The sequence below is a fragment of the Citrobacter sp. 172116965 genome (genome assembly GCF_013458095.1).
GTDB classification, from domain to species: Bacteria; Pseudomonadota; Gammaproteobacteria; order Enterobacterales; family Enterobacteriaceae; genus Citrobacter; species Citrobacter braakii.
The window spans coordinates 802,491-827,785 of sequence record NZ_CP046673.1 but is presented as its reverse complement, the minus strand read 5'-3'; the positions used below and the strand labels follow the sequence as shown (position 1 = coordinate 827,785).

23 protein-coding genes and 2 pseudogenes are annotated in these 25,295 nt (G+C 50.9%); 6 read left to right on the top strand and 19 right to left on the bottom strand.

The window, feature by feature from the left end:
- Nucleotides 1-322: 322 nt before the first annotated feature.
- Nucleotides 323-1,144: a 4-hydroxy-tetrahydrodipicolinate reductase gene (dapB, locus tag GPJ68_RS04060; protein WP_047358348.1), complete on the bottom strand. Its 822-nt coding sequence runs from the start codon at nucleotides 1,142-1,144 to the stop codon at nucleotides 323-325.
- A 133-nt stretch (nucleotides 1,145-1,277) separates the two neighbouring features.
- Entirely contained in the window at nucleotides 1,278-2,285 is a 1,008-nt protein-coding gene (locus tag GPJ68_RS04055) for a LacI family DNA-binding transcriptional regulator (RefSeq protein WP_016151647.1), read from the bottom strand.
- A gap of 187 nt (nucleotides 2,286-2,472) precedes the next feature.
- Here GPJ68_RS04055 and GPJ68_RS04050 point away from each other — a divergent pair, with 187 nt between their 5' ends.
- Genes GPJ68_RS04050 through GPJ68_RS04030 form a run of 5 tightly spaced genes read left to right on the top strand, consistent with a single transcriptional unit; the run spans nucleotide 2,473 to nucleotide 6,786 of the window.
- Nucleotides 2,473-4,218, top strand: coding sequence for a class I mannose-6-phosphate isomerase (locus tag GPJ68_RS04050; RefSeq protein WP_049042500.1), 1,746 nt, complete (start codon nucleotides 2,473-2,475; stop codon nucleotides 4,216-4,218).
- 4 nt (nucleotides 4,219-4,222) lie between these two features.
- A complete protein-coding gene (locus tag GPJ68_RS04045) occupies nucleotides 4,223-4,651 on the top strand; it encodes a PTS sugar transporter subunit IIA (RefSeq protein WP_180837142.1) in 429 nt (142 codons plus the stop codon).
- A gap of 11 nt (nucleotides 4,652-4,662) precedes the next feature.
- The gene (locus GPJ68_RS04040) at nucleotides 4,663-5,157 is read left to right on the top strand and encodes a PTS sugar transporter subunit IIB (protein ID WP_003837349.1); all 495 of its coding nucleotides are present in this window, start codon (nucleotides 4,663-4,665) and stop codon (nucleotides 5,155-5,157) included.
- A 10-nt stretch (nucleotides 5,158-5,167) separates the two neighbouring features.
- Nucleotides 5,168-5,968 carry a PTS sugar transporter subunit IIC gene (locus tag GPJ68_RS04035; protein WP_016151644.1) on the top strand — a complete coding sequence of 267 codons (801 nt, stop codon included), beginning with the start codon at nucleotides 5,168-5,170 and terminating at the stop codon, nucleotides 5,966-5,968.
- Nucleotides 5,968-6,786: a PTS system mannose/fructose/sorbose family transporter subunit IID gene (locus GPJ68_RS04030; RefSeq protein WP_016151643.1), complete on the top strand. Its 819-nt coding sequence runs from the start codon at nucleotides 5,968-5,970 to the stop codon at nucleotides 6,784-6,786. Before GPJ68_RS04035 ends, GPJ68_RS04030 begins: the two co-directional genes overlap by 1 nt.
- A 41-nt stretch (nucleotides 6,787-6,827) precedes the next feature.
- Here GPJ68_RS04030 and GPJ68_RS04025 read toward each other — a convergent pair whose 3' ends face one another.
- From GPJ68_RS04025 to GPJ68_RS25065, 9 genes and pseudogenes are all read right to left on the bottom strand, one after another.
- Entirely contained in the window at nucleotides 6,828-7,610 is a 783-nt protein-coding gene (locus tag GPJ68_RS04025; RefSeq protein WP_047414458.1) for a glucose-6-phosphate isomerase family protein, read from the bottom strand.
- The gene (locus GPJ68_RS04020) at nucleotides 7,603-8,166 is read right to left on the bottom strand and encodes a glucose-6-phosphate isomerase family protein (RefSeq protein ID WP_016151641.1); all 564 of its coding nucleotides are present in this window, start codon (nucleotides 8,164-8,166) and stop codon (nucleotides 7,603-7,605) included. The genes GPJ68_RS04025 and GPJ68_RS04020 overlap by 8 nt, the downstream gene beginning before the upstream one ends.
- A 97-nt stretch (nucleotides 8,167-8,263) precedes the next feature.
- Nucleotides 8,264-9,178, bottom strand: a complete 915-nt coding sequence (gene rihC, locus GPJ68_RS04015) for a ribonucleoside hydrolase RihC (protein ID WP_180837140.1) — start codon at nucleotides 9,176-9,178, stop codon at nucleotides 8,264-8,266.
- A gap of 66 nt (nucleotides 9,179-9,244) precedes the next feature.
- Nucleotides 9,245-10,195, bottom strand: coding sequence for a 4-hydroxy-3-methylbut-2-enyl diphosphate reductase (ispH, locus tag GPJ68_RS04010; RefSeq protein ID WP_047500149.1), 951 nt, complete (start codon nucleotides 10,193-10,195; stop codon nucleotides 9,245-9,247).
- 1 nt (nucleotide 10,196) lies between these two features.
- Nucleotides 10,197-10,646, bottom strand: a complete 450-nt coding sequence (gene fkpB / locus GPJ68_RS04005; RefSeq protein ID WP_003018929.1) for an FKBP-type peptidyl-prolyl cis-trans isomerase — start codon at nucleotides 10,644-10,646, stop codon at nucleotides 10,197-10,199.
- 117 nt (nucleotides 10,647-10,763) lie between these two features.
- The gene (lspA, locus tag GPJ68_RS04000; protein WP_003018932.1) at nucleotides 10,764-11,261 is read right to left on the bottom strand and encodes a signal peptidase II; all 498 of its coding nucleotides are present in this window, start codon (nucleotides 11,259-11,261) and stop codon (nucleotides 10,764-10,766) included.
- Nucleotides 11,261-14,077, bottom strand: coding sequence for an isoleucine--tRNA ligase (gene ileS / locus GPJ68_RS03995; RefSeq protein WP_016151638.1), 2,817 nt, complete (start codon nucleotides 14,075-14,077; stop codon nucleotides 11,261-11,263). Before ileS ends, lspA begins: the two co-directional genes overlap by 1 nt.
- 37 nt (nucleotides 14,078-14,114) lie before the next feature.
- Entirely contained in the window at nucleotides 14,115-15,053 is a 939-nt protein-coding gene (gene ribF, locus GPJ68_RS03990) for a bifunctional riboflavin kinase/FAD synthetase (RefSeq protein WP_016155656.1), read from the bottom strand.
- Between the two features lie 7 nt (nucleotides 15,054-15,060).
- Nucleotides 15,061-15,276 (bottom strand): annotated as a pseudogene (locus GPJ68_RS25065) (DUF2575 domain-containing protein).
- A 105-nt stretch (nucleotides 15,277-15,381) separates the two neighbouring features.
- Between GPJ68_RS25065 and rpsT the strand changes: the two are divergent.
- Nucleotides 15,382-15,645 carry a 30S ribosomal protein S20 gene (rpsT, locus tag GPJ68_RS03985; protein ID WP_003018940.1) on the top strand — a complete coding sequence of 88 codons (264 nt, stop codon included), beginning with the start codon at nucleotides 15,382-15,384 and terminating at the stop codon, nucleotides 15,643-15,645.
- 520 nt (nucleotides 15,646-16,165) lie between these two features.
- Here rpsT and GPJ68_RS03975 read toward each other — a convergent pair.
- The 8 genes and pseudogenes from GPJ68_RS03975 to GPJ68_RS03940 all read right to left on the bottom strand — a co-directional run bounded on the left by GPJ68_RS03975 (nucleotide 16,166) and on the right by GPJ68_RS03940 (nucleotide 25,224).
- Nucleotides 16,166-16,891: a winged helix-turn-helix domain-containing protein gene (locus tag GPJ68_RS03975; protein ID WP_180837138.1), complete on the bottom strand. Its 726-nt coding sequence runs from the start codon at nucleotides 16,889-16,891 to the stop codon at nucleotides 16,166-16,168.
- 258 nt (nucleotides 16,892-17,149) lie between these two features.
- Nucleotides 17,150-18,631 carry a glycoside hydrolase family 18 protein gene (locus tag GPJ68_RS03970; protein WP_019078334.1) on the bottom strand — a complete coding sequence of 494 codons (1,482 nt, stop codon included), beginning with the start codon at nucleotides 18,629-18,631 and terminating at the stop codon, nucleotides 17,150-17,152.
- A gap of 353 nt (nucleotides 18,632-18,984) precedes the next feature.
- Nucleotides 18,985-19,884 (bottom strand): transcriptional activator NhaR, encoded by a 900-nt coding sequence (gene nhaR, locus GPJ68_RS03965; RefSeq protein WP_016155652.1) that lies wholly within the window; start codon nucleotides 19,882-19,884, stop codon nucleotides 18,985-18,987.
- 38 nt (nucleotides 19,885-19,922) lie between these two features.
- Nucleotides 19,923-21,089 carry a Na+/H+ antiporter NhaA gene (gene nhaA / locus GPJ68_RS03960; RefSeq protein ID WP_049042495.1) on the bottom strand — a complete coding sequence of 389 codons (1,167 nt, stop codon included), beginning with the start codon at nucleotides 21,087-21,089 and terminating at the stop codon, nucleotides 19,923-19,925.
- A gap of 156 nt (nucleotides 21,090-21,245) precedes the next feature.
- Complete coding sequence (locus GPJ68_RS03955; RefSeq protein WP_046274470.1) at nucleotides 21,246-22,961, bottom strand: aryl-sulfate sulfotransferase; 1,716 nt, start codon at nucleotides 22,959-22,961, stop codon at nucleotides 21,246-21,248.
- 118 nt (nucleotides 22,962-23,079) lie between these two features.
- Nucleotides 23,080-24,216: pseudogene (locus tag GPJ68_RS03950) on the bottom strand (cytoplasmic protein); the annotation flags it as partial.
- A 15-nt stretch (nucleotides 24,217-24,231) separates the two neighbouring features.
- A protein-coding gene (locus GPJ68_RS03945; RefSeq protein ID WP_235611130.1) for an IS1-like element IS1B family transposase occupies nucleotides 24,232-24,929 on the bottom strand; the annotation gives its coding sequence in 2 pieces (ribosomal slippage) (nucleotides 24,232-24,680 and nucleotides 24,680-24,929; 699 coding nt in all).
- Nucleotides 24,930-24,957: 28 nt separating this feature from the next.
- On the bottom strand, nucleotides 24,958-25,224 hold the full coding sequence (locus tag GPJ68_RS03940; protein ID WP_180837133.1) for a LysR family transcriptional regulator: 267 nt from the start codon (nucleotides 25,222-25,224) through the stop codon (nucleotides 24,958-24,960).
- Between the last annotated feature and the right edge of the window lie 71 nt (nucleotides 25,225-25,295).

The following is a 25,295-nucleotide window of genomic DNA, read 5'->3' as shown; positions in this document are numbered from 1 at the left end:
TACCCAAAAGGGCATTTTTTATTATTATTTTACGCCACTGGGATAAAACACACGATTTAACAGGCAAAAAGATCAGCTAACTTGGGGTGGAAAACGCTTGCGGAAGATAAAGAGTGTAAAAACAGGAAGCGCGATAGATAAAAGTGGACCATTTGGTCAAAATTTACATTGAAATAACAAAATAACCCTGCAAAACATAAACAAATAGGTCATTAAATAAAAAATCAAATTAAAAAGCGAAAAATAAAAGGGCAATAAAATATTGCCCCATGTAATCAAATAGTTATGATTACAATAACCACATCACGAAGGGTAATAAAAGTTATAAATTGCGTAAATCAAGCACATCTTTCATATCAAAAAGACCGTTTGACTTTGATTTCAGCCAAATTGCCGATCGTACTGCGCCATTGGCAAAGGTCATGCGGCTGGAGGCTTTATGCGTGATCTCAATGCGCTCGCCAATATCGGCAAACATCGCGGTATGCTCACCAACGATATCTCCCGCCCGCACCGTGGCAAAACCGATCGTACCGGGTACGCGCTCACCGGTGTAACCTTCACGCGAATAGACGGCACACTCTTTTAAATCTTTATCCAGCGCCCCGGCAATCGCCTCCCCCATCGCCAGCGCAGTGCCTGACGGCGCATCCACTTTATGACGGTGATGGGCTTCAATAATCTCAATATCGGTGTAATCACCCATCACTTTCGCCGCCTTCTCCAGCAGCTTAAGCATGACGTTAACGCCAACGCTAAAGTTCGCGGCGAAAACGATAGCAATGTCCTGCGCAGCATCACGAATAGCCTGTTTGCCCGCGTCATCAAAGCCAGTGGTGCCAATCACCATCCCTTTACCGTGCTGGCGGCAAAACGCCAGATGCGCCAGCGTGCCTTCCGGGCGAGTAAAATCGATGAAAACATCAAAATCATCTTTCACCGCCTCAAGACTACTTTGCACGGTAACGCCCGTTTTACCGGCTCCCGCTAATTCTCCCGCATCGCTTCCCAGCAAAGAAGAACCTTCGCGCTCCAGCGCCGCGCCGAGCTGTACGCCATCCATGCCAAGAGTGGCCTGAATCAACTGACGCCCCATGCGCCCTCCGGCTCCCGCGATGGCAACGCGGATTTGTGCATCATGCATAGCTATTCTCTTTTGTTAATTTTACGTAAATCGTTTTCAGATTAACCAGCACATCGCTGCGCCGCCAGCCGAAAACGTCGATAATTAGAATTTAATGATAAACAGGGAGAGATATCAGTAAAAGGCATGACGATCAGCGAAAACCACATGATTCTCTGACCACCAGCGCAGGTGGCAGAATAATGCGTTTCGGAGGTTCGTCATTTCCCTGAATGCGACTATAAAGTAGCTCCCCAGCCTTGCGACCTATCTCTTTTGCGGCCACCGACACGGTGGTGAGCGCAGGTTGTACCAGCGCAGCTTCGGTGATGTCATCGAACCCCACCAGCGCAAAATCGCGCCCTGGTTCACGCCCCATTTTACGTAATGCCTGCATAACCCCAAGCGCCACAATATCCTGATAACAAACGGCGGCGGTAATTTCCGGGAACCGCATAAGAAGCGACTCTGCCACTTTTGCGCCGTCAATTTGGCTGGCCTGCGTCGCCACTATCCATTGCGGATTCGGCGATATTCCCTGCTCCAGCAACGTGCTGGTGAATCCACCGATACGCTGTGCCCGGCTCCCGGAACTTGGGCTACCACCGATAAACGCAATATTCTTATGCCCCATTTTGACTAAATGGGTGGTGGCCATTTGCGTACCGAGAAAGTTATCGGTTCCCACAAAATCAAAATCAGGATCGCTAAGAGGGCGAACCACCATGATGGCGGGAATATTGCGCCTTTTCAGCGCCTCGAAGAAGGAGGTCGGTGTTTCGCGCGCCGCGCAGAGCACCATGCCGCAGGCATTATTGCGCATCAACGAGTCGACAAATTTTTGCTGCCTTTCTCCTGACTCTTCACTGTTTGCCAGAAACAGAAGCAGGTCATGCCGCTCCATCTCATGGCTTAGCCCTGCAGTCATCTCACCGTAAAAAGGGTTAGTGATATCGTGTAACAACAATCCGACCTGATTACTGCTCCGGTTACGCAGGTTAGCGGCGGTTTGATTATAAACGTAGCCGGCATCATCCAGCGCTTTGAGCACCCTGTCACGTGTGGCCTGAGAAATGCGCCCCCGGTTACGCAACACCATTGAAACGGTTGCCGTGGAGACTCCCGCGCGTTCAGCAACCTGCGCCAGCGTGACTGTAGTCATGACCTCTCCTGTTTATTTCGAAGGTTAATCGAATAACCGAAATATTGCCTTTTTACGTGTGATTCACATCACGCTAACGTGCATTTCACCGCACTGGATTCTGATTATGGCGGGTTAATCGCGTTAACCACACTATGAAAATAAGGTTAATCGATTAATCTTAAATAAGCCAACACGGAGACAGAATATGCGTACAACCTATAATAAATTCCCTGAGGTTAACGTTCAGGGCTATGACAACCACGCCTGGCAGGGTTGGTCGTCAATTCATTCAGTGCTTAACACCAGGGTTTCTACCGCCGCCAAAACCGTATTGATCGTGGATTGCTATCCGGGCGTGCGGCTTGACGAGCTGGAGCAACAGCTTGTTACGACATTAGATACCGCACTGGTGCTAAATATTGAATCCGCCCGCCGCGATGAGCAGGCCCTGCATGATTTACTGGCGCGTAACCTTACCGACGATCGCGTATTCGGCGTTCTCTCCTGTCATCACCTGGATGAATTTTTTGATAGCGACAAACTCAGCCAACTCCGCCAACAGATTGATGCCGTTACCGCAGGGCTGGTTGTGGTGTACGGCTCGGGCGCTGCGCTGGCACACCCTGGTGACGTACTGGTTTATGCCGATCTTCCGCGCTGGGAAATTCAACAGCGTATGCGTCATAACGGGCTGGGTAACTGGGGTGCAGAAAACCAGGATGAAGATATTCTTCGTCGTTACAAACGTGCTTTTTTCATTGAATGGCGGGTATTCGACAAACACAAAACGCCGTTACTCAAACGCGCCGATTATTTGCTCGATACCACGGTAGAAAATAGTCCCGCGATGGTCAGCGGCGACGCGTTACGCGCCGGTCTGCAACAAACCACCGAACAACCGTTTCGCGTTGCCCCTTTCTTTGACCCAGGCGTCTGGGGCGGGCAATGGATGAAACAACGCTTCGATCTCGATCCCTCAGCCCCCAATTACGCGTGGTGTTTTGATTGCGTGCCCGAGGAAAACAGCCTGTTACTGCGTTTTGGCAACGTGCGGATCGAGATCCCCTCTCAGGATCTGGTGCTGACCTGTCCCCGCCCCCTGCTGGGTGAAAAAGTTCACGCGCGCTTTGGCGCGGAATTCCCGATCCGTTTTGACTTCCTCGACACTATTGGCGGCCAGAATTTGAGTTTTCAGGTTCATCCGCTCACTGAGTACATTCAACAGCAGTTTGGTATGCACTATACCCAGGATGAGAGTTATTACATTCTCGAAGCCGAGCCGGACGCCGTGGTGTATCTCGGGACCAAAACCGGGATCGCACCGCAGGATATGCTCGACGACCTCCGGGCCGCGGGTCGTGGCGAAAAAACCTTTGATGATGAACGATTCGTTAACCAGATCCCCGCACATAAACACGATCACTTCCTGATCCCTGCCGGAACCGTACACTGCTCGGGTGCAGGAACCATGGTGCTGGAGATCAGCGCAACGCCCTATATCTTCACCTTCAAGCTGTGGGATTGGGGCCGCTTAGGGTTAGACGGCTTACCGCGTCCGGTGCATCTGGATCACGGTCAGCAGGTTATTGACTGGCAGCGCGACACGCAATGGGTGCACGACAACCTCGTCAACCGTATTGAACCCCTGGCTGAAGGAGAGGGTTGGCGGGAAGAAAGAACCGGAATGCACGAACGCGAATTTATCGAAACGCGTCGCCATTGGTTTACGGCACCGGTCACTCACCATACCCATGGCGGCGTCAACGTCCTGAACCTGGTCGAAGGAGCGCAGGCCGTTGTTGAAAGCCCGAGCGGTGCGTTTCCCCCGTTTGTCGTCAACTATGCAGAGACCTTTATCATCCCTGCCGCCGTCGGAGAATATCGTATTTCACCGTTTGGCAAAGGCGTCGGTCAACAGCTCGCCACGATTAAAGCCTGGGTTAGAGGATAAGCGCATGATTAACGTAATTGTTGCCACGCATGGTCCCCTGGCGGACGCGCTTCTCGCCAGCGGTCGTATGGTTTATGGAGAATTACCGCATGTTTACCCCGTTACGCTGAGTGAACAGGCAGGTATCGAAGGGTTTAAAGCGACGTTCTCTCAGGTTCTCACCAGTGCCGGAAAAGACGCTGACGGCGTACTGGTGCTGTGTGACATGCAAAGCGGTACGCCGTGGAATGTCGCCTGCCATCATGCTTTTTCTTCACAAACGGTTCCTCCCGTTGCCGTCGTAGCGGGGGTCAATTTCCCGATGCTGTTACAAAGCGAGGAGATTTGCCATTTAACGGATGTTCACGCCGCAACCGTCGAGCTGTTGGCGCTGACGATACCCACGCTGATTAAAGCCACCCCGGTTTTATCCGTTCAGTCCGACGATTTTTAAAGGAAACCACTATGAGTATTTCTTTTGTACGTATCGATGACCGCGTAATCCATGGGCAGCTCGTGACACGTTGGGCCAAAGAGCTGCCCTGTGATGGGATCGTCGCTATAGACGACGCCGTCGCGGCCGACCCTTTGCTCTCTTCGGTGATGAAAGGCGCCGTACAGGACACCAAAGTTTGGTTGTTTGATACGGCCACCGCGATTGAAAAATTGCCAAAAGTCATTGCCAGCGAGAAACGTTATTTCGTCATTGGCAAATCACCCGTCACGCTCAAACGCATTGAAGAAGCAGGTATCAGCCTGAAAAATGCCAACGGCAAGATTAATGTAGGTCCGATGAGCGCGCGTGCTGATACCACCACCATCGGCCCGAATCAGTCGGTCAACGGGGATGAAATTGCCGCCTTTGACTGGCTGACGCAACATGGGCACCTGGTTGAGTTTCGCCTGGTTCCTGATGCCAGTTGCTACAGCTGGCAGGACGCACGTCAGAAGCTGAAATAAGGAGCGCACGATGATTATCGAAGCTACGTTGATTGGCATACTTTGCTATCTCGGCGCCCTCAGCAGTCCCTGGCTTCTGGGGCTGACCGGCGGCTGGTATCTGATCACCCGCCCGCTGATTTCCGGAATGCTGGTCGGGATAATTCTTGGCGACATTAAAACCGGGATCATGATTGGCGTCGCGGTTCAGGCGGTGTATATCGCGATGGTAACGCCTGGCGGTTCGATGCCGGCCGATCTCAACTTTGTTGCTTACCCCGCAATCGCCCTAGGGATCCTTTCAGGAAAAGGCCCCGAGGTCGCGGTCGCGCTGGCTGCGACCATCGGTATCGCCGGAACCATTTTGTTTAACGCGATGATGGTACTGAACTCTTTCTGGAATCACCGGGCAGATGTGGCGCTGGAACGGGGCGACGAACGCGGTATTTACCTGAATAGCGCCATCTGGCCACAGGTGACAAACTTTGTCCTGCGTTTTGTACCGACTTTTATTGCGGTTTACTTCGGCGCGCAATACATCAGCGGTTTTATGGACAGCTTGCCGAAAATAGTTCTGTCAACGATGAACGTACTGGGCGGCATTTTACCCGCCGTCGGGATCGCGATTTTGCTAAAGCAGATCATCAAAAACTACACCATGCTGATCTACTTCCTCGTCGGTTTTGTCTGCATCGTATTTTTAAAACTCAACATGGTCGCGCTAGTGATCGTCGGTTCGCTGTTGGCGTTGATCCATTACAACTATAAACCGGAACCGCCGCAGGCCGCGAATGCAAAGTCGGTAGCCGATGATGATGAGGATGAATTCTGATGGAAGAACGTACACTTACGCGTAAAGATCTTCGCCGCTGCTGGCGCGCATGGATGATGCACAACTTGTCATCGATGAGTTTTGAACGTCTGGAATCTTTTGGCTTTTGTCTGAGTATGCTTCCGGTGGCGAAAAAGCTCTATCCCGACGCAGCCCAACGTACTGAAATGCTGCGCCGTCATGCCTCATTCTATAATACGGAACCCCAGATAGGCGCGATCGTAAACGGCATGGTGCTGGGGCTGGAGGAGAAAAAAGCGAACGGTGAGCCGATCGATGGGGAGACAATCAATACCCTGAAGGTTGGCCTGATGGGCCCTATTGCCGGGATCGGCGATTCAATGATCCCTGGCATGCTGATCCCTATCCTGCTCAGCATCGGCATGGCCCTGGCGGCCGGCGGTAACATTCTCGGGCCGCTGTTTTATACCGTTGCCTGGCTGGCCATCATCATTCCCGGTTCGTGGTTCTTGTTCCTGAAAGGCTACAAAATGGGTTCTGGCTCGGTGGAAATGCTGGTGAGCAGCAAGTCTGCCCGTCTGCGTGAAGCGTTATCGCTGCTGGGTGTGTTTGTCATGGGGGGCGTGGCGGCCAGCTACGTTAAACTTGGCACCGGACTGGAGTTTATTACCAAAGATGGGGTGAATATCCATGTTCAACAGATGCTGGACGGTATCTTCCCGCAGTTACTGCCGCTGATTGTGGTGCTTGGTACCTGGTATCTGATGGCCAAGCGCGGTGTGTCACCAGTGAAAGCGATGATTTTACTGTTGATACTGGCCGCCCTCGGCGTCGCCACGGGCCTGTTTGCGGGATAACACAAAGAAAACGGTACAACCGGGGCTATGCCCCGGTTTTTTTATGGATGAAAGTTTTGCCATAGCTCGGGGTGCTTGTCCGGGCGTGAGATAAATTGGAAACGTGCCGGGTCCTCGATGAATTGCTGATAAACAGGTGCGGAGGTAATCGAGAATTCCGTATATTGTCTGGGCGTAACAGCCTGCAGTCGTCCAGGGATGTAACGCGGATTATGCTGCCAGATAACGTTGTTGCCCTGCAGCAGCGGATACCATGCCAGTCCTTTATGCGCACGCACGGCGTCGTACTCAAAACCATATTCACGATCGCACCACGCGCCAAAGGTTAACGGTACATCCGGGTCTGCGGATATAGTCGCATGCCCCCAACCGGGTGGTACCAACACTTTCTCACCGGGTCCGGCAATTACAGCAAAACAGCGGCCTGGGTCGTCCTCAACATATTCCTGCATATAAATGATCGCTTTTCCCTGCCAGATTTCATAAAGCTCCGGCGGAGACCAGCCGCTGTGCTGACTAATACGATGAATATGTCCCTGACTACGCACCGGCTCTTCTCCCAGCCGTCCCGCCGCATAGGTCACCACGCCAAACAACAGCATCCGCTTTTTCAACTCTTCGCGATCCTGCATTCGCGCCACATCCATCGCTATGGCATACACCTCTTGCGGCCCTTCACAGTGCGGATCGCGCAGCGAGGCGCGAATCTGGTCGAGTTGACGAATCTCCGGCATCGGCCCGGTAACCTCATCCCCATAGCTAAAACCAAGCGGGTGATGATGGACCGTCATATCCAGGCCGTAAGAATGCGCTAAGTCACCCATTCTGTACCTCCTTCGCCTGAACCGTCTTATTTTCCTCAAAGACCCTTATTCTGAAGCCGCTGGCGAGCGCTGCATAATCATGACCCGCAATCCCTGGCCATACGGCGAGCGCCGACAGAACCTCTTCCCCGGTGTTGATTAACCGATGCGCGGTAAAGCCGGGGATAATGTGGACAGATCCCGCGAATACTTTTTCCAGCCTCGCGTCGCCCTGCTCAGTTTGCAACAGCAGCAAACCGGTGCCACGCAGACCAAAATAGACTTCCCCCTGTTCGCGGCGCGCATGGAAATGCCCGCGAGTCATAAAATACTCACAGCCGACCCGGCCAGGGTAAAGATGGGTAACGCCGGTGTAGAGTTCACCTTCAGCGGGAGAGGTATCCAGCATCTCGACGTCATACACGACCTGCTCGCCAGCCAGCTGTTGACGGGCGTGTTCATCGGCAAAAACGTCTGGAAGATCCTCAATACGGGTGGATTTACGCAATAACAGGCCATCAGCTAAAGCGCCGCTTGCCCACGCCACCTGCGGTGGCTGGATAAAAGAAAGGTTCATATGTGTCTCCGGCCCGAGGAGAACAACAGGATCAGATTAGCAGATTAATCGATTAACCTGCTATCGCTATCTGCATATTGCGGGCCGGATCACAGCCTCAAGGTGCCAGCGTCAGTACCTCTGCCACCCACTGCTGGAACCCCTCAACGTCCAGCCCCAGCGCGACCAGGGCATTTGCCGGATGCCCTAAACGTCCTTCAATGTCCACCACCGTCGTACCCGAGGTATATTCACCCTGGGTTTCAACCGCCACGAAGCACGGCTGCAGGGTAAACAGTTCCGGGCGCACCAGCCAGGCAATAGCGCACAGGTCGTGCATTCGTAGCCCCGTATTCATACTGCCGCTACGGTAATGGCTAAACAGCGCGTGCAGCATTTTTCCCGTCTGGTTAAGCTGCGGCAACGTCGCCAGATAGTCAGGGGTGAGCATGGCCTGATTAGTGACATCCAGCCCGCACATCACAATCTCCAGCCCGCTCTGGAAGACTTTTGCGGCGGCCTCGGGATCAATAGCAATATTAAACTCGGCGTTTGGCGTGAAGTTCCCGCGCCCGGCAGAATCGCCCATAATCACCAGACGGTGAATGTTGAATATGCATTCAGGATAATGAGTCAGCAGCAGCGCAATGTTGGTCAGGGGGCCAATTGCCACCAGCGTCACAGGCTGCGGGGCATGCATCAACGCATCGCGAATGGCCTGGAAGGCAGGTTTTGCCATCACCTGGCGGTCATGTTCGACAAATTCATACCCTTCCATACCTGATTCACCGTGTACGGAAGCGGCATCTCGTAGCGGTCTCACCAGCGGCATCGATGCCCCCTGCGCCAGTGGAATATCCGCATTCCAGAAGTGCAGCAGTTGCAATGCATTACGGGTGGTTTTTTCCACCGACACATTACCTGCTACCGTGGTCATCAGTTGCAGATCCAGCTCAGGGGCAAACAGCGCGGCGGCAATAGCGGCAGCATCATCAATGCCGGGATCGGTATCAAGAATGATCGGTAAGCGCATGGTTTCTCCATAAAAAAATGCCAGACGTTAAGTCTGGCATCTTCTCATAATCGTAACCGGAAAGACTTACTCTACTTCACGAACATCCACACGCAGCTCTTTCGGTACTTCGAAAACGATGTTTTCTTCACGCCCTTCCAGCGGAATAGCTTCCCCACCGCCAAGCTCCTGCAGGCGAGCAATCACGTTTTGCACCAGGATATCAGGCGCCGAGGCACCGGCCGTCACGCCCACGCACCTGGCTTCTTTCACCCACGCTTCCTGGATATCGGTCGCATCGTCAATCAGATACGCCGCTTTCCCCATTCGTTGGGCCAGTTCAGCCAGACGGTTGGAGTTAGAAGAGTTTTTCGAGCCGACCACCAGCACAACATCGGCCTGCTCCGCCAGCGCACGGACCGCTTCCTGACGGTTGGTCGTGGCATAACAGATATCGTCTTTGCGCGGCCCGACAATTTTCGGGAAACGGCTTCGCAACGCGTCAATAACGTCAGAGGTGTCATCAACGGAGAGAGTAGTCTGCGTCATGAAGGACAATTTGCCTTCATTTTTTACATTCAGTTTCAGCACATCTTCAGGTGATTCGACCAGATACATTCCCCCCTGCGGGTTACTGTACTGGCCCATCGTGCCTTCAACTTCCGGATGCCCGGCGTGACCAATTAAAATTGACTCTTCACCACGACGGCTAGCGCGGGCAACTTCCATATGCACTTTCGTTACCAGCGGGCAGGTCGCATCAAAAACCGTGAGGTCGCGGCCTTTGGCTTCGTTACGCACCGCCTGAGACACGCCATGAGCGGAGAAAATCAGGATCGCGCCATCCGGTACTTCGCTGATTTGCTCAATAAAAATAGCGCCGCGCTCGCGCAGGCTATCCACCACATAGCGGTTATGCACCACTTCATGACGGACATAAATCGGTGCGCCGTAAATAGCCAGCGCGTTTTCCACAATGCTGATAGCGCGGTCTACGCCAGCGCAAAAACCGCGCGGGTTGGCCAACAGGATCTGCATTTTACGCCTCCAGTGCCGGTTCGACTTCCAGCACTTCAATATCAAAATGAACGGTATGCCCGGCCAGCGGATGGTTGAAATCAACCGTGATCGAGTCACCGTTGATTTCGCGGATCACACCAGGCATCTCACTGCCGTCCATTGCGGTAAAGAGCATGATAGCGCCAATTTCTGGCTCGCCCGCGTCCATAAATTCCCGACGCGAGAAATACTGAATTAAGTCCGGGCTGGACACGCCGAAGGCGGCATCCGGCTCCAGAGCAAAAGTGGTTTTATCACCTTCTTTTAACCCCAGCAGGTGTTGTTCCAGTCCTTCAGACAGAGAACCGTCGCCCAGGCGAAACAGCGCAGGCTTGCCGTTATTGCGGGTTGACTCTGCGGTGGAGCCATCGTCGAGCTTAAGGGTGAAGTGCACCAGCACCGCACTGTTACTCTGTACTGATTTAGACATGCAGGTTGCTCTTTAAAATTGCTGCCGCCTGTTTGCCCGATAGCGCTACGCTTACCGGGCCCACAAGAATCGCAGTATATTGTAAGCCGGATTAGCATAGCGCCATCCGGCATTTTTTTATGCGGCTTTTTTCTCTTTCGACGGTAAGAAGCCTTCGAGGACAATCAATGCCGCACCGATACAGATCGCCGTATCGGCAAGATTGAATGTCGCGAAATGCCAGTCACCGACGTAAAAGTCAATCATATCAACCACGAAGCCGTGCCACAGGCGGTCGAACAGGTTGCCCAGCGCACCGCCAATGATTAACGCATACGCGATGTTGTTTAGCTTCTGCGTCGCCTTCGAGCGATACATCATCACCATCAGGATAACGCAGATACCAATGGCGATACCGGCAAAGAACCAACGTTGCCAGCCACCGCTGTCGGCTAAGAAGCTAAACGCCGCACCATAGTTACGCGCGTAGTGCAGATTAAGCGACGGGAACAGCGACACCGTATCCCCCAGAGCAAAGTTCTGGAGGATCAGGTATTTGCTGCCTAAATCGATAATCAGCACGACTACCACCAGCCACAGCCAGCGTAGTCCTGTTGAACATAGAGGCTTACTCATCAGGCAAACTTACGTTGTTCGCCATCACCGGCGATGTTGCTGACACAGCGTCCGCAGATATCTGCATGTTCCGCCACCTGGCCGACATCGGTAGTGTAATGCCAGCAGCGCGGACATTTCTCACCTTCGGCTTTGCTTAGTACGATTTTCAGACCTTTAAGCAGTTCGCTCTGCTGAGCGTCAGCAGGAGCCGCTGCATAATCCGCAACCGTCGCACCGGAGGTCAGCAGAACAAAGCGCAACTCTTCGCCCAGCGCGGTCAGTTTCGCCGCCAGTTCTGGTTCAGCGTACAGAGTAACCGCTGCTTCCAGCGAACCACCGACTTTCTTATCCGCACGCGCCTGCTCGATGACCTTGTTCACTTCGCCGCGCACTTTCAGCAACTCGTCCCAGTAGGCGTCATTCATCGCTTCGGTTTCGCCTAAGCCAAACAGACCTTCGTACCATTCACCGGTAAAGACGTACTTCTCACGCTCGCCCGGCAGGTAACCCCAGATTTCATCGGCGGTGAAGGACATGATCGGCGCCATCCAGCGAACCAGCGCTTCTGCAATATGGAACAGCGCAGTCTGGCAACTACGACGCGCCACACTGTCCGCTTTCGCGGTGTACTGACGGTCTTTGATGATGTCGAGGTAGAACGAACCCATTTCTACGGAGCAGAAACGCATCAGGCGCTGTACTACTTCGTGGAAGTCATAGGCTTCATAAGCTTTCAGGATCTCTTCCTGCGCCGCTTGTGCACAACCTACCGCCCAGCGATCCAGCACCACCATCTCTTCCGGTTTCACCATATCTTTTACCGGATCGAACCCGTTCAGGTTCGCCAGCAGGAAGCGTGCGGTGTTACGGATACGACGATAGCTGTCGGCAGCACGTTTCAGGATTTCGTCAGAAACGGCCATTTCGCCGGTATAGTCGGTAGAAGCGACCCACAGACGCAGAATATCCGCGCCCAGTTTGTTCATTACGTCCTGCGGGCTTACGGTGTTACCGATAGACTTGGACATTTTACGACCCTGACCATCAACGGTGAAACCGTGGGTCAGTACCTGACGGTATGGCGCTTTGCCCTTCATTGCAGTGGAGATCATCAGAGAAGACATGAACCAGCCGCGGTGCTGGTCAGAACCTTCCAGATACATATCTGCCGCATGGCCTGCAAACTCAGGACGCACGTCCACAACGGATGAGTGGGTTGAACCGGAGTCGAACCACACGTCCAGCGTATCCGGGACTTTGACATACTGGTCAGCTTCATCGCCGAGGATATCTTTCGGATCGAGATCCCACCACGCCTGGATGCCGTCAACTTCAACGCGTTTGGCCACTTCTTCCATCAGTTCGATAGCACGCGGATGCAGCTCTTCGGTGTCTTTGTGAACAAACAGAGACATCGGCACACCCCACGTACGCTGACGGGAGATACACCAGTCAGGACGGTTGGCAACCATCGATTCAATACGTGCCTGACCCCAATCCGGGATCCATTGCACGCCTTTGATCTCTTTTAGCGACTGCGCACGCAGACCTTTCTGATCCATGCTGACGAACCACTGCGGAGTCGCACGGAAGATGATCGGCGATTTGTGGCGCCAGCAGCACGGGTAGCTGTGCTGCATCTTCTCAACGTGCAGCAGAGCGCCTTTATCGCTCAGCAGCGCAACGATTTTGTCGTTGGCTTTAAAGACGTTCACACCGTCCAGATCCGGATAGGTACCCGCCAGATATGCGCCGTCCGGACCAACCGGGTTAGCGATTTCCAGACCGTATTTCTGGCTAATGACGTAGTCATCCGGACCGTGGCCGCCGGCGGTATGGACCGCACCAGTACCCGCATCCAGCGTAACGTGATCGCCAAGAATAGCCGGCACGTCAAAGCCCATAAACGGATGGGTAAAGCGCAGCAGTTCCAGCTCGGCGCCTTTTACGGTGCCCAGAATAGTGTATTCAGCCGCACCAATACGCTGCATGACGCTTTCAACCAGATCCTTCGCCAGAATCACAGCCTGCCCGTCAATCTGCACCAGCGCATAGTCAAAATCAGGCGCCAGAGAGATTGCGCGGTTCGCCGGTAACGTCCACGGGGTGGTAGTCCAGATAACCAGTGAGATCGGGCCATTGACGTCAGAAACGCCAAATTTCGCTTTTACCGCGTCCTGATCGGCGGCGTGGAACGCAACGTCGATGGACGGGGAGGTTTTGTCATAATACTCAACTTCCGCTTCCGCCAGCGCGGAACGGCAATCAACGCACCAGTGCACCGGCTTCGCACCTTTGTGCAGGTGACCGTTACCGATGATTTTACCCAGCGCACGAATGATGTTGGCTTCAGTTTTGAAGTCCATGGTCAGGTACGGATGCGACCAGTCGCCCAGCACGCCAAGACGGATAAAGTCTTTACGCTGACCGTCAACCTGCGTCGCTGCGTATTCACGGCATTTGGCGCGGAACTCAGCGGCGGTGAACTTCTCGCCCGGCTTGCCGTATTCCTGCTCTACTTTCAGCTCGATAGGCAGACCGTGGCAGTCCCAGCCCGGAACGTAAGGCGAGTCGAATCCCGTGAGTCCTTTGGACTTCACGATAATGTCTTTCAGAATCTTGTTAACCGAGTGACCAATATGAATGCTGCCATTCGCATAAGGAGGGCCATCATGCAGAATGAAGGTTTTTTTGCCTTTTTTGGCCGCACGAATGATGCCGTACAGGTCATCATCAGTCCAACGCGCCAGCATTCCCGGTTCACGCTTGGCGAGATCGCCGCGCATCGGGAACCCTGTTTCCGGCAAATTCAGGGTTGATTTATAGTCACTCATCAGATTCTCGGTTCCGTATTTAAAACTCGTATAGGCATTAAGCCGGTTTTGTTAGCCCAAAAAATTCACGGGCAGTCAACTCATCACGCGCAATCTGCGCTTTTAGTTCATCCAGCGAGGCAAATCGCTGTTCGCTGCGTATTTTTTTACGCAGTACTACATCTATATGGCGACCATACAGGTCCATTACAACGTCCAATAGATGCACTTCCAACTGTTGGCGTACGCCTGCTACCGTCGGGCGTGTGCCGATGTTGGCGACGCCGGGGAAAGGTTTGTCACCCAGCCCCATTACTTCAACCGCATAAACCCCTTTCACCGGAGAAACCTGGCGACGAAGCGGTAAGTTTGCCGTCGGAAAACCGATAGTGCGCCCTAACTCGTCACCGTGAACTACGCGTCCTGAGATAGTAAAAGGATGCCCAAGCAGGCTTTCGGCCAGTTGCAGGTTATCTTCCGCCAGCGCCTGACGTACCGCGGTGCTGCTGATGCGCACACCGCCTTCACAGAAGGTTTGGGTGCTGGTGATATCAAAACCATACTCAGCGCCCGCTTCCTGTAATAACAAGAAATCGCCCGCACGGCTAGCGCCAAAGCGGAAATCATCGCCAACGGCAAGAAATTGTACACCAAGGCGCTTCACCAGCAGATCGCTGATGAAGGTCTGCGCCGTTAATGCAGCGAAGCGCCTGTCAAAACGCACGCACAGCACGTAATCAACGCCGCACTCCGCCAGATAACGCAGTTTTTCCCGCAGGCGGGTGAGGCGCGCAGGTGACTTGTCCGTCGCAAACAGCTCCAGCGGCTGCGGCTCGAAAATCATCACCATCACCGGTAAATTGCGTTTGCGCCCTTCTTCCCGTAAGCCCTGCAGCAACGCACGATGGCCACGGTGCACGCCGTCGAAATTACCAATAGTCAGCACACACCCATGCGGGGCCTGACTGAGATTATGTATGCCTCGTATCAGCTTCATGTCTGGCTCAAAACAGTGAAAATCGTGAAAGTATACCCTGTACCGCGTTCAACGTTAACCGGCGATTGTTTCTACGAAACAGAAAGAGGATGGTTTTCATCGTTATGAAACAAATTGACGCCCTTCACGGGCACACCAATGCAATTTTTCTCGTGGAAAGGCTGTATTCACGCCCCGCAAGCTGGTAGAATCCTGCGCCATCACTACGCAACGAGTGCTGCAATTTAAACGGCGCTTATTTGCACAAATCCATTGACAAAAGAAGGCTAAAAGGGCATATTCCTCGGCCTTTGAATTGTCCATATAGAACACATTTGGGAGTTGGACCTTGGCTAATATCAAATCAGCTAAGAAGCGCGCCGTTCAGTCTGAAAAGGCCCGCAAGCACAACGCTAGCCGTCGCTCTATGATGCGTACTTTCATCAAGAAAGTATACGCAGCTATCGAAGCTGGCGACAAAGCTACTGCACTGAAAGCATTTAACGAAATGCAACCGATCGTGGACCGTCAGGCTGCTAAAGGTCTGATCCACAAAAACAAAGCTGCACGTCATAAAGCAAACCTGACTGCACAGATCAACAAACTGGCTTAATCGCCTGATTGTTGTTGCTTTGTGAAAAAACCGCGCAAGCGTAGCACAATAAGCCCCATCATTTTTGATGGGGCTTTTTCATACTTTCAACCTGTCGCTATGCGATACAATTTGGGCTGAACCCGAATCTCTTTCCTCTTTTCGGCACTCAATACCTCCTGAATGTCTCTCAGGTCCTTCGCCCCACAGATAAAGCCAGTATCAGAAAGCATAAACTCTCCACGGAACTTGTTATCTGGTTAATTATCGGAATGGGCTTCATTGTGATCTCTACATCACCGATGCGGTGACAAAACTCGAGCTTGTTCTGGGTGGATCTCTGGCTGTCAACTCTATTAATAAGACCTGCTGGAAATTCCGTGATGAACCGCTTGAGGCATTATTTCATCTAACCGACTCATCACTGGACGCATCATCTTGCCGAACGACGGTTAACCGAGCTTTTCGGTGGCAAGATGCCGCTCTCACCTTATCCACCAAACGCATAATAAACTTAAGTTGCATTACGTAACGAAAAATATCATGAAGTCACTTTTTTACATATATATTCATGATTTTTGCAATTTTCGCTTGTATCATATTTATTACACTGACACAGGATAAATCCTTTTTGTCCATGACCATCTTTTCCCGTTTCAGGATTTAAATACAAGTTTTTTCCGCCATTATGAAGACGTAACTCTTCCCTGTAGAAAAACACTGTCAGGAGTACTAATACTGTAGTCAATACAAATGTCAGGAACGCTAAAATAACCCTCGCCTTATGCAGGGAGAGATTAACGGCAACGTCTGTTTTTTTGCCTTCGGTTTTTTTCTGAATTTCATAATGGGCACTGAGAATATCAGTGTCAGAAGGACAGGAAAATACCTCAGTGGCAGCAGGTTCATTTTTTTCAGCGCCTAATTCAGCAACCGGTGTAACGCTATAGGCCGGATTGATCTGGTAGCCCAGTCGGGGATGGGTAACGATTAAATCCGTCATCTCTATATCCCGCAAATCCCGCCGCAAGGCATAAATCGTCTGCAATAACGTACTATCGCTGGCGAATAAACCAAATTGTCCCCATACCTCATCGAAAATTTGCTTTTTTGTCGTTATATCTTGTTGGGTATGTGAGATGAGACACTTCAAACAGCGACCTTTCACGCCGGATAAATGAATACTTTCCCCATCCTTAAGATGATGAAGAACCATTTCACTTGTATCAAACAATAAATCATTTCCAATCATGAATGATGTAACCATTTGAAAATCCATTAACTATTGAGATGCGTTATTTTAGTACCAAAAATAATCATCTAACTGAGAGAATTGTCAAACCTGATGTAAAAAACCATAAAAAAATCTAAAAATAAGAAGGCAATGTCATAAAATGTAATATAAATTTACTTATTCAATCCAAAATAATAATTCACCTGATACACAATATTTATTTACTTATCTATGTTTTTTACACGATTGAGACAGCCGAAAATGTCCCCCTTTACAGGGGGACATGAGCGCTTACTTCGTAATACCTTTAAAATAGAACGGTCTCATATCAACAGTTTGCCGCGTCATTTCGCAGCCCAGCCCTTCGCGAGCCGCATTCACCAGCGGACCGCGATCCAAATCCGCCGTCCAGGTAAACAGGCCACCCAGGCCGCGGGATTTTACGTACTCGGCTTTGGCCTTCACGGTGCGCGGGGTATCCAGCGACATAAAGACTTTAGACTGTGGGTTATACAGGAAATCCGCATCCGCCACTTCATCGGTGTAAACAATAAAATTATTGCGACCGGTCTGGTTTTCCAGATCAAGATAATTTGCGATATGGTCGTACCATTCCGTTGAGCCGGATTCAAATGTTCCGACCGTCGTGCCGTATCCTGGCGTGTAAGTTCCTTTCAGCGGAGATACGCTCTGGATCGTCGCATCATGAGCATTACGGCTATAACCGGCATAACCGATAAAGACCTGTTTAAGCGGCACCCCAATCGACTCCAGATAATTAACGGCGGTCTCTACGCTCCAGTTATTCGCGCTGCCATTCGGGTAGAGATTGGTATGATGCGCCAGCTCGGTAGCCCACGGCGTACCAAAGAAGTCGTAGGTCATTAAATTAATGCCCCAGACCCCCGCATCAATGAGCGCTGGAATATTGGCTTTTTTCAGTTTCTCGATGTCACCAGCCGCGGCAACGCTAATTTTCACATCACTGCGATTGATTTTATTCAGCGCGGCTTTCACATCCTTAATCAAGGCAGCAAAATTTGGTGCGTCAGTATCATCGTAGGTATTACCGGTATTTCCCGGTGCCCCCGGATATTCCCAATCCAGATCGATTTCGCTAAACATCGGGAATCGGGTGAACAGATCGGTCAGGCCGTCGCAGAATAGCGCGCGTTTATGTGGATCCTTAGCCATAAAGTGGAACGCCTGGCTCATGGTCCATCCGCCAATACTCATTGAAAGATGGAGATTCGGGTTCTTTTTCTGTACATCGCGTAACCCCCCCAGAACGCCCTGTGCATCGTACTGATGGAAAAGCGCCATGTAATCATTGCTTACCCAGCCCGCAAAGCCGCAGTTGCGATAGGAGGCAACATCTCCCCACGCATCGACAAAAGTGGGTTGCCATTGCGTACGCTGGAAGTCGACTGCGGCATTGTTGATGGTCGTCGCTTTCTCGCCGGTATCGCCGACAATCCCGCAGAAACCCAGCGTAATTTTATCGTAAGCAAAGGGGTCTAATAACGCCAGGTCAACGCCGCGCCCACAGCTGGAAGGCGCGAAATCACCATCGAGACGGCCGTCATATTGCGACCAGTCAGTCCAGTAACCGGACACTTTAAACTCGTTGGGCTTGTACTCGTTATAGGCTACCTTCGCAACACGCGCCGATGTATAGCTAAACTCATTGGTTTCCGTGGCCGCCACAAATCCGTTCTGCTCGTACTCTTTTGTACTGAGCGAATCATTTTGTACCAGTTTGCTGTTAGTCATAATGCTTACCTCGTTAATGAGTCATAGAAGAAATAGTGTGTCCCATCCGTCCGGTGGGACACCTATGTAATGCTCCCATTATGCGAGGGGTGCTAATCACAAACGCTTTGAAACCATGAGATATCGATTTGATGAGATCTCATTTTCTGTATAAAACAGATTATGAGATAGGGTAAGAAGCGAGCTGGAGGGTCTCAGAAAATCTCTTTCTGTTTGATTTGCTACATCTTTTGCGTCGGTGCATCCACTTTGCTCAGCACTCACCAGTGACCCTGCCACAAGGTGGCAGGGTGCAGTGTACCGACTGGCCGAGTAACCCCCCCACAATATGAAGTATGACGAGTGCGCCTTGATTATTTACCCGCAGAAATAAATAGTGCCGAGTAATCAGTATTGCAAATACGCTGCACCGCTGGATGCTGGATCATTCTTTCCGCAAATATGGCGTGATACTCCTCCATCACATTCTCTACGCGTCCAATTTCAACAATTGAATCATCGGCATAGAAATTGTGGGAATAAAGCGTAGGCGCAACAAAAATAGCGTTATGCGTTGCGCCGAACGCTTTCATCAGCGCGGCATCATCAAACTCGCCAAGGATTTCAACGTTCAGCCCTTGTGAGTTAATCCAGTTCAACAGCTTACGCCCGAGCATCGAACGGCGCCCAGGGATCAGCAATCGACGCTCTTCGAGGCAGGCCGGAAATGGTTTCTCAGGCAATGGCTGGGTGCACCAAAAGCTCACGCTGCATTCGCCAATCCGCACTGAGAACAACCCTTCCTGCTGCGTAGAATCGATCGGGCAGTCGGAGATAATCATATCCAGTTTATGCTGGCTGAGCTGATCCAGCAGCATCTCGTGCGTTGATTCAAAACAACGCAGATGGATTTGTTCATCTTCAACGACTGCAGCATTCAGCACGCTGCTAACCAGCTGTTTGGACAACGCATCCGCCACGCCGACATCGAACAGTAAATTCGACTCTTTGCGATAGTTCACGATATCCAGCATTTCCTGGCTTAACGTGAACATCTTATCCGCATAACGAAAAACCAATTCGCCTAATTCGCTGGGCTCCAGTCCACGCCCCTTCCGCTTGAACAACTTTCCCTGTAAGCGTTCCTCAAGCGCTTTAATCTGCCCGGTAATGGTCTGCGGTGTCAGATAAAGCGCCTCTGCTGCACCAACCACCGATCCTTCTTTATATACATGCCAAAAGTAGTACAGGTGGTTGTAGTTTATATGAGACATACACTCTCCCTGAAAATTGTCACGAAAGGGTTATCCCGTCAGGCTGCTGCGTTCAACCGGGTGCGTAACCAGCAGTAACCTATTACCGCCGACAGCAAAGAACCGATCAGGATCCCCAGTTTCGCCCAGTTAATCAGCTCAGGATCGACGGTCCCAAACGCCAGGCTGGCGATGAAAATCGACATCGTAAAGCCAATGCCGCACAGAATACCGACCGCCATAATTTGCTGGAAATTCGTTCCCTCCGGCAATTGCGCCATCCTGAAGCGTAACGCCAGCCAGCAAAAGAGGCTGATACCCAGTGGTTTCCCGATTAACAGGCCAGCAATGATCCCCAGCGGTAACACCGAAGTCAGTCCATCAATGGTGACGCCCTGCAGTGAGACGCCCGCGTTAGCGAAGGCAAACAACGGTAGGATCAGGTATGCCACCCACGGGTGCAGAACATGCTCCAGACGCTTCGCCGGCGAACGCCCGTGTTTTTCCTTCAACGGGATGAAGAAACCGACGATCACGCCCGCCAGAGTTGCATGCACGCCAGACTTCAGTACGGCCGTCCACAGCACTACGCCAACCAGAATATAAATACCGGTACGTCTTACACCGCACAGATTCAATGCTGCCAGGATAAGGATCGCGCACGCGGCAACGCCCAGCGACAGCAGCGAGAGATCGCTGGTGTAGAACAACGCGATGATCACAATAGCGCCGAGGTCATCGATTATCGCCAGCGCCATCAGGAAGATTTTCAACGCCAGTGGGACACGGCTGCCCAACAGCGCCAGCACGCCTAATGCAAAAGCGATATCTGTTGCCGCCGGGATCGCCCAACCCTCACGGGTGATAGGGTCAGCATAGTTGAATGCCAGATACAGCAGCGCCGGGACAATCATGCCCCCGATAGCGGCAATGATCGGAAACGCCGCCTGGCGCAGACTGGCCAGCGAACCTTGCATTAACTCGCGCTTCACTTCCAAACCGATCAACAGGAAGAACACCGCCATCAACGCGTCATTGATCCACAGCAGCATATTTTTGTTGATCTCAAGCGCGCCAACCCGCAGTTGAACGGGCGTTTCCAGAAAGGCGTGGTACCATCCACTGGTAACCCCGATATTTGCCATCAGCATAGCAACCACGGCAGCGATGATCAGAATGATGCCCCCCGAGGCGTCACTACTAAAAAAACGATGCAGATGTTTCACTTTTATTCTCTCTATTGGGTGAATACTTCGTAAATACTATCTTACACCTTCAAAAAACTCGTTAAAATTAGATTATTCATGATGAATAGATCGGTTTTTACGAACAAAAAAGCCCGAACAGATGTCGGGCATAGAGCGCAAAACACTGAGACCTAATCAGGCATACAGTCCCATTTTATAAACGCGGAAACTGGTGATGTCATAGCGATAGCCTACGCCATTCACTTCCTCGTTTTTATAGTAACCAGAGGTCATTGTCGCCTCAAAAAGCACCGACTTGGTTACCGGTTCAATTTCTTGCAGAAGCAAATTCCCCAATGCTTCATTTCCTTCCTGCGGGTCAATAATGTCGCTATCCCCCGGCTGGCAAGAGATAGCTCGGCCATTTTCGTCAAATGTGCAATCGCCGAAATGCACAACGATGTTGCCATTCTGCAACACCTCTTTGGCGCTTACACAACTACTATAACCGCGAGCTCCCAACTCCTTACCGTATTCAAAAGGGCGCATTACCGTCATTGCGTTCAAATCAACGATAAAGTGTACAACCCGGCTGTAATTATCTGGTGGAAGCAGGCTTTTACTATCAACACGAGAGCGATAGTTACCATTGTCGAATACCATAAATTCGACCATTCCTGGTTCGTCATTAGCCACTTCAGTCACATTGTGTTGTCCCCACGACCAAAAATCACGGTTTGCCGCATCCACATCATCCTGATTGCTGAAGTCATAAAGAGGGACACCATCACTGTCGACCGGAGTCAGAAGGTAAGGCTTATACTCCTCGCTCCAATCTTCATGCGTGGACATAATAAACTGCAGCGATTCAGTCTCGAGGCTGATGCCAAAAACAGCGCTCTGATGACGCCCTGAAGCGATCAGCAAACTATTCGTTTCATTAACATAGCTTTGGTTGATATGCAGCCAGTCCTGAGCGGTCGGATCTTCACCAGGTGCCGTCCCCGTTGGTCTCGCTGTACGTGAGGTATCAAGAATAGCGGCCATGTCGTAATAGGCAATTTCCAGCCCGGTAGATAAATCCACAACTGAGACGCCATCTTCATTAGTCTTCAGTGAATCTGGTCTGCCCGAGGTATATTCGGAAGGCGCGACGATGGTATTACTGTCCCATTGCCAAATTGAGTGGTGGAATTGGTTATCCAGAATATAAAAAGTATACAGCCGTCCCATCATGTCGAACTCATACATCTCAAGGTAGGTGTTTTTAGCTTCTGATGTAGCCAGGAAATGACCGTTATCAATGCGCACCAAATTGAATGACGGGAAGTCCTGTGTCACGTACCAACGCACCACACCATCCTGATCCAGAGCGTAGTTATAGCGGTCGAAATGCGTAATGAAATAGCAGCCCGGCGCAATCAGGTCAGCGTCAGTCACTGGTTGAGTCACATTGATAACAGGAAACCCTAACTGCACATCTGCAGAATCCGTTGCAGGTAAAGGTTGGGTTGCTATCGTATAAGTGGCGATAACGACTTCATCAACCAAAATAGCCAGTTGGTTATCGACATCTGCCACTAGGCCAAGTACAGGCAGCAGATTCGCCCCCACATTCAACGTAAAATCTTGCACGACTTGTATCGCGCTTTGCGCCAGATCCTGAATTTTCAGCGTTACAGTACGTTCTTCAGCACTCCAAACACCGGCATATGCACTTAAAGGGGCTGTACCATAAGGGTTTAGAACAATGACCGCATTTTCCAACGTATTCTCATCAGTGATCCGAGCCAGACAATCTTGATAAACAGCTGTATGACTGAGAACCATCTCATTATTGCTGTCAATCTCCTGATTAACAGCGGGACGAGGTGTAGGCAACTTAATATCGGGGGAAATAATCTTTTTCATTATGCGTGTCCAATGTATTCATTTCATCGTTCCACAGCGGAACAACAAAATAAATACACTGGGGATGTATCAATCAGGCAATCAAAAAGTATCAATTAATATCAATAAAAACATTCCGTTATCGCATTATATTTTTATTATATTCAAATTTTAAATAATTCAGTACGACCGTAACATTGGCAGGAGACAGGCGACTAAGCTGAAAGAAAAACGGATGCGTATGCAAAAACTGAATAAATTTAGTGCTGCCCGTTAAGGTAGCGTAGCGTAGCATACTCGTTTTTTTATTTCCTGTGAGGTTACATACGGCTTTAGAGTAACCGCGTGTTGAGAAGGCTCGCCAGACATTATTGCGTATTCCGCCACTAAAGAACACTCGATAAGGAAAGTCTTTATCCGGAGGTGAAACCCCCATTTCTCTTACAAATGATATATGACAACGACCTTGCCGCACAGATTGCAGATTAGCCATCATACATCCTCCTAATATAAAACACTCATGATCGATGTCGTGCTGAACATTGAGGGAGTGCTCATCCGTAAGCTCTTTGACCAGCTCAAAATGCCGGTACGCGGGAAGAACTGGTTTTACCAACATCCCGGGATCGTTTTTGTAAAGCGTGGCGGGACCATAGTCGATATCAAATAGGGTATTTCGCCGCATCGTCATGAGTTCTTTGCGTTGGACAAGATGCGCTAACGTCCCAGGCGGCAGACGTTCCTCGTATTCAGAAATGTACTGATATTCGTTTTCGACAGGCTGCGTGGAATAATTAGTTGTCACAGCGATAACCCTGCCACTGCTCTCTTCTGCCGTAACCAGAACATACAAACTGTTGTCGCCGCCATTAAATTTAACCCGAAAAGCGCACGTACTCATCGCCAGATCAAACGCAGGAAAAACGAACTCTCGTTCAGCCTCATTTACCTTGCGGGATAATTTTTGTAGCGCACGGTTTAGACCCGTGCTGTCTAATGAAAGTGTCGCTCTAATATCAGACAACGAAGCGCCTTCCTGGATAAGTCTGGCAAGGTTTTCCTGACGGATATCTGCCTTATGTTCTCCCGGGGAAACAAACGTTTTGTGGCACTCAAGGCAGTAAAGTCGCGCCTCTCTTTGAGCGGAAAATCCATATTTTTTCAGTGATGAACTACCGCAGCCAGGACAAGCTTTAATCAATCCCTTCCAGGCCTGGTTTGCCGACTGACGGAAGAGATTGAGCGAGTACTCAGAAATGATGGGGAACAAAAATCCGGTAATGACTCCAACTTATTGATAGTGTTTTATGTTCAGATAATGCCCGATGACTTTGTCATGCAGCTCCACCGATTTTGAGAACGACAGCGACTTCCGTCCCAGCCGTGCCAGGTGCTGCCTCAGATTCAGGTTATGCCGCTCAATTCGCTGCGTATATCGCTTGCTGATTACGTGCAGCTTTCCCTTCAGGCGGGATTCATACAGCGGCCAGCCATCCGTCATCCATATCACCACGTCAAAGGGTGACAGCAGGCTCATAAGACGCCCCAGCGTCGCCATAGTGCGTTCACCGAATACGTGCGCAACAACCGTCTTCCGGAGCCTGTCATACGCGTAAAACAGCCAGCGCTGGCGCGATTTATCCCCGACGTATCCCCACTGTTCGTCCATTTCCGCGCAGACGATGACGTCACTGCCCGGCTGTATGCGCGAGGTTACCGACTGCGGCCTGAGTTTTTTAAATGGCGGAAAATCGTGTTGAGGCCAACGCCCATAATGCGGGCGGTTGCCCGGCATCCAACGCCATTCATGGCCATATCAATGATTTTCTGGTGCGTACCGGGTTGAGAAGCGGTGTAAGTGAACTGCAGTTGCCATGTTTTACGGCAGTGAGAGCAGAGATAGCGCTGATGTCCGGCAGTGCTTTTGCCGTTACGCACCACCCCGTCAGTAGCTGAACAGGAGGGACAGCTGATAGAAACAGAAGCCACTGGAGCACCTCAAAAACACCATCATACACTAAATCAGTAAGTTGGCAGCATCACCATTCACAACATGGCTATAGGCCTTATGGAGTTCCAATCCTTTTTTCGTAGGCGTCAACCCTTTTCGGGTTCGTTCAAAAAGTTTAAATGAATAAATATTCTGTAATCGACTTAACGCCTGAGAAACTGCAGCTGGTGTTATGGATAATCTCTCGGAAGCTCGAGAAGCGTTTCCGGATTCCACAACGGCATTAAATATCTTAATTAAATTGAAGTCAAAATCATTTTCGCGCACAAGCATTTCACTCACCTTTTCTTCTATTAACTGAGCAAAAAATAGAAGAAAATCTTTATTTTAAAAAATCATTTCTC

Bases quoted from the DNA above. Each gene is read 5' to 3' on its own strand.
- dapB (WP_047358348.1), bottom strand. From the start codon at position 1,144: ATGCATGATGCACAAATCCGCGTTGCCATCGCGGGAGCCGGAGGGCGC.
- GPJ68_RS04055 (WP_016151647.1), bottom strand. From the start codon at position 2,285: ATGACTACAGTCACGCTGGCGCAGGTTGCTGAACGCGCGGGAGTCTCC.
- GPJ68_RS04050 (WP_049042500.1), top strand. From the start codon at position 2,473: ATGCGTACAACCTATAATAAATTCCCTGAGGTTAACGTTCAGGGCTAT.
- GPJ68_RS04045 (WP_180837142.1), top strand. From the start codon at position 4,223: ATGATTAACGTAATTGTTGCCACGCATGGTCCCCTGGCGGACGCGCTT.
- GPJ68_RS04040 (WP_003837349.1), top strand. From the start codon at position 4,663: ATGAGTATTTCTTTTGTACGTATCGATGACCGCGTAATCCATGGGCAG.
- GPJ68_RS04035 (WP_016151644.1), top strand. From the start codon at position 5,168: ATGATTATCGAAGCTACGTTGATTGGCATACTTTGCTATCTCGGCGCC.
- GPJ68_RS04030 (WP_016151643.1), top strand. From the start codon at position 5,968: ATGGAAGAACGTACACTTACGCGTAAAGATCTTCGCCGCTGCTGGCGC.
- GPJ68_RS04025 (WP_047414458.1), bottom strand. From the start codon at position 7,610: ATGGGTGACTTAGCGCATTCTTACGGCCTGGATATGACGGTCCATCAT.
- GPJ68_RS04020 (WP_016151641.1), bottom strand. From the start codon at position 8,166: ATGAACCTTTCTTTTATCCAGCCACCGCAGGTGGCGTGGGCAAGCGGC.
- rihC (WP_180837140.1), bottom strand. From the start codon at position 9,178: ATGCGCTTACCGATCATTCTTGATACCGATCCCGGCATTGATGATGCT.
- ispH (WP_047500149.1), bottom strand. From the start codon at position 10,195: ATGCAGATCCTGTTGGCCAACCCGCGCGGTTTTTGCGCTGGCGTAGAC.
- fkpB (WP_003018929.1), bottom strand. From the start codon at position 10,646: ATGTCTAAATCAGTACAGAGTAACAGTGCGGTGCTGGTGCACTTCACC.
- lspA (WP_003018932.1), bottom strand. From the start codon at position 11,261: ATGAGTAAGCCTCTATGTTCAACAGGACTACGCTGGCTGTGGCTGGTG.
- ileS (WP_016151638.1), bottom strand. From the start codon at position 14,077: ATGAGTGACTATAAATCAACCCTGAATTTGCCGGAAACAGGGTTCCCG.
- ribF (WP_016155656.1), bottom strand. From the start codon at position 15,053: ATGAAGCTGATACGAGGCATACATAATCTCAGTCAGGCCCCGCATGGG.
- GPJ68_RS03975 (WP_180837138.1), bottom strand. From the start codon at position 16,891: ATGGTTACATCATTCATGATTGGAAATGATTTATTGTTTGATACAAGT.
- GPJ68_RS03970 (WP_019078334.1), bottom strand. From the start codon at position 18,631: ATGACTAACAGCAAACTGGTACAAAATGATTCGCTCAGTACAAAAGAG.
- nhaR (WP_016155652.1), bottom strand. From the start codon at position 19,884: ATGTCTCATATAAACTACAACCACCTGTACTACTTTTGGCATGTATAT.
- GPJ68_RS03955 (WP_046274470.1), bottom strand. From the start codon at position 22,961: ATGAAAAAGATTATTTCCCCCGATATTAAGTTGCCTACACCTCGTCCC.
- GPJ68_RS03940 (WP_180837133.1), bottom strand. From the start codon at position 25,224: ATGCTTGTGCGCGAAAATGATTTTGACTTCAATTTAATTAAGATATTT.